Source organism: Aeromonas sp. 604176, assembly GCF_049170755.1.
Lineage (GTDB): Bacteria > Pseudomonadota > Gammaproteobacteria > Enterobacterales > Aeromonadaceae > Aeromonas > Aeromonas veronii_A.
On record NZ_JAAKNE010000211.1, the window covers coordinates 1 to 2,956 of the forward strand.

At 53.0% G+C, this 2,956-nt stretch carries 4 protein-coding genes and 1 pseudogene; all 5 read left to right on the plus strand.

Features of this window, described 5'->3' with window-relative positions; genetic code table 11:
• On the plus strand, window positions 1-222 hold a 222-nt coding region (locus G5358_RS20660; protein WP_421279270.1), incomplete at its 5' end, for a (d)CMP kinase.
• 94 nt (window positions 223-316) lie between these two features.
• Window positions 317-1,987, plus strand: a complete 1,671-nt coding sequence (gene rpsA, locus G5358_RS20665; RefSeq protein WP_005337148.1) for a 30S ribosomal protein S1 — start codon at window positions 317-319, stop codon at window positions 1,985-1,987.
• A 92-nt stretch (window positions 1,988-2,079) separates the two neighbouring features.
• Complete coding sequence (gene ihfB / locus G5358_RS20670) at window positions 2,080-2,364, plus strand: integration host factor subunit beta (RefSeq protein ID WP_005299934.1); 285 nt, start codon at window positions 2,080-2,082, stop codon at window positions 2,362-2,364.
• 158 nt (window positions 2,365-2,522) lie between these two features.
• A complete protein-coding gene (locus tag G5358_RS20675; RefSeq protein ID WP_005337143.1) occupies window positions 2,523-2,807 on the plus strand; it encodes a LapA family protein in 285 nt (94 codons plus the stop codon).
• A gap of 9 nt (window positions 2,808-2,816) precedes the next feature.
• A pseudogene (locus tag G5358_RS20680) lies at window positions 2,817-2,956 on the plus strand (lipopolysaccharide assembly protein LapB); the annotation flags it as partial.

Sequence of the window (2,956 nt, forward strand, 5' to 3'; positions counted from 1 at the left end):
CGCTATAAGCAGTTGCAAGATAAGGGCTTTGATGTTAACTTTGAGCGTCTTTTAACCGAGATTCGGGAACGTGACGATCGCGACAGAAATCGCGCTACTGCACCCCTGAAACCGGCAGAAGATGCTCTGGTGGTAGACTCTACCGCTATGACCATAGATGAAGTGCTGGCAACAGTACTCGCCTATGCAGAGCAACAACTTGGTGATGCCAGCGCAAGCTGACATCCGGTCGTCTGCACCAAGGATGGCGCAGATTATTTAAAACAGCCCCGCTTGTGCCGGATTGCAAGTGGATGTTTCATTTGTGACATAAACAATGATCGAATCTTTTGCTCAACTCTTTGAAGAGTCCCTGAACGCCGTTGAAACCCGTCAAGGTTCCATCGTCAAGGGTACTGTCGTTGCTATCGAGAACGGTTTTGTACTGGTTGACGCCGGTCTGAAATCCGAGTCCGCTATCCCGGCTGAAGAATTCAAGAACGCCATGGGCGAGCTGGAAATCAACGTCGGCGACACCGTTGACGTGGCTCTGGACTCTATCGAAGATGGTTTCGGCGAAACCAAGCTGTCCCGCGAAAAAGCCAAGCGCCACGAAGCCTGGCTGCAGCTTGAGAAGGCTTACGAAGAGCAAGCTACCGTTATCGGTATCATCAACGGCAAGGTCAAGGGTGGTTTCACCGTTGAACTGAACGGCATCCGTGCCTTCCTGCCGGGTTCTCTGGTTGACGTGCGTCCGATCCGTGACACCGCTCACCTGGAAAACAAAGAACTCGAGTTCAAAGTCATCAAGCTGGACCAGAAGCGCAACAACGTTGTTGTTTCCCGTCGTGCCGTGATCGAGACCGAGAACACCTCCGAGCGCGAAAGCCTGCTGGCTAACCTGCAAGAAGGTCAAGAAGTTAAGGGTATCGTCAAGAACCTGACCGACTACGGTGCATTCGTAGATCTGGGCGGTGTTGACGGCCTGCTGCACATCACCGACATGGCGTGGAAGCGCGTTAAGCATCCTTCCGAAATCGTCAACGTTGGCGACGAGATCGCTGTCAAGGTTCTGAAGTTCGACCGCGAGCGTACCCGTGTATCCCTGGGTCTGAAGCAGCTGGGCGAAGATCCCTGGGTTGCTATCGCCAAGCGTTACCCGGAGACCACCCGTCTGTCTGGCCGCGTGACCAACCTGACCGACTACGGCTGCTTCGTTGAAATCGAAGAAGGCGTTGAAGGCCTGGTACACGTATCCGAGATGGATTGGACCAACAAGAACATCCACCCGTCCAAAGTTGTTAACGTTGGCGACGTGGTTGATGTGATGGTTCTGGACATCGACGAAGAGCGTCGTCGTATCTCCCTGGGTCTGAAGCAGTGCAAATCCAACCCGTGGCAGCTGTTTGCCGAAACTCACGCCAAAGGCGACCGTGTTTCCGGCAAGATCAAGTCCATCACTGACTTCGGTATCTTCATCGGTCTGGATGGCGGCATCGATGGCTTGGTTCATCTGTCTGACATCTCCTGGAACAACCAGGGCGAAGAAGCCGTGCGTGAATTCAAGAAAGGCGACGAGATCGAAGCCGTTGTTCTGCAAGTGGATCCGGAGCGTGAGCGCATCTCCCTGGGTGTCAAGCAGATCGAAGAAGACCCGTTCAACAAGTACCTGGCTGACAACAAGAAAGGTGCTATCGTGAAGGGTAAGGTTACCGAGGTTGATGCCAAAGGTGCCGTTATCGAACTGGCTGATGGCGTAGAAGGCTACCTGCGTGCCTCCGACGCTGCTCGTGACCGTGTAGAAGACGCCACTCTGGTGCTGTCTGTTGGTGACGAAGTTGAAGCTAAATTCATGGGCGTTGATCGTAAGAACCGCACCGTAAGCCTGTCTGTCCGTGCTAAGGACGAGGCTGATGAGCGTGTTGCTATCGATAACCTGAACCAACAAGAAGAAGTTGTGTTCAGCAATGCTATGATGGAAGCGTTCAAAGCCGCCAAGGGTGAGTAATCCTTGATGCAAGAAAAGGGCGGCATTGCGCCGCCCTTTTTTATCCTGGCAAAATGAATATTGCATGTGATCGGGGAAGGAGATTTAACGTTATGACCAAATCAGATCTCATCGAACAACTGGCAGCCAGCCGCATGCATATGCCGGCCAAGGATGTCGAAGCCGCCATCAAGGAGATCCTTGAGCAGATGGCGTCGACCTTGCAAAACGGCGACCGGATTGAAATCCGCGGATTTGGCAGTTTTTCACTGCACTATCGTGCGCCCCGTGTGGGCCGCAACCCCAAGACTGGGGACAAGGTTGAACTGACCGGGAAATATGTCCCGCACTTCAAACCTGGCAAAGAGTTGCGCGAGCGCGTCAACATCATTGAATAATGCAGAAATGGGCATACCTCGGGTATGCCTTTTTTCTTTTTGGCACCGATTCCTGTGCCAATCGTCTTGTTTCTTAAACTCTTTTCCCATTCACTCTAGAGTCTGCCTGCGATTTTAAGGATAATCAGCCTCTCATTAGATACTGACAGGGAGCTCTTATGAAGCGTATTTTGGCCCTCATTCCGCTGGTGCTGGTGTTTGTTCTGACCCTGGCGCTGGGCTCACAAAATGGCCAGCTGGTTCAGTTCAATTACCTGATCGCTCAGGGTGAGTTTTCGCTTGCCATGCTGTTGGGCTTCTTCTTCGCTGGCGGTTTTTTGCTGGGCTGGCTGGTATTCGGCCTGCTGTTCCTGCGCCTGAAAATGCAAAACCGCACCCTCAACCGCACCATGCGTCGTCAATCCCGCGAGTTGGAGCTGGCCCGGTCACCGGGTAAGGAATAATGTTCCTCAATGCTTGAACTGCTTTTCCTGCTGTTGCCCATCGCCGCCGGTTATGGCTGGTACATGGGTCGCAGGAGTGTTCGCCAGGACACCCAAAAACAGAGTAACCAGTTTTCCCGCCAGTATGTGGCGGGCCTCAACTATTTGCT

Coding starts and splice junctions, on each gene's coding strand:
- rpsA (WP_005337148.1), top strand. CDS start 317: ATGATCGAATCTTTTGCTCAACTCTTTGAAGAGTCCCTGAACGCCGTT.
- ihfB (WP_005299934.1), top strand. CDS start 2,080: ATGACCAAATCAGATCTCATCGAACAACTGGCAGCCAGCCGCATGCAT.
- G5358_RS20675 (WP_005337143.1), top strand. CDS start 2,523: ATGAAGCGTATTTTGGCCCTCATTCCGCTGGTGCTGGTGTTTGTTCTG.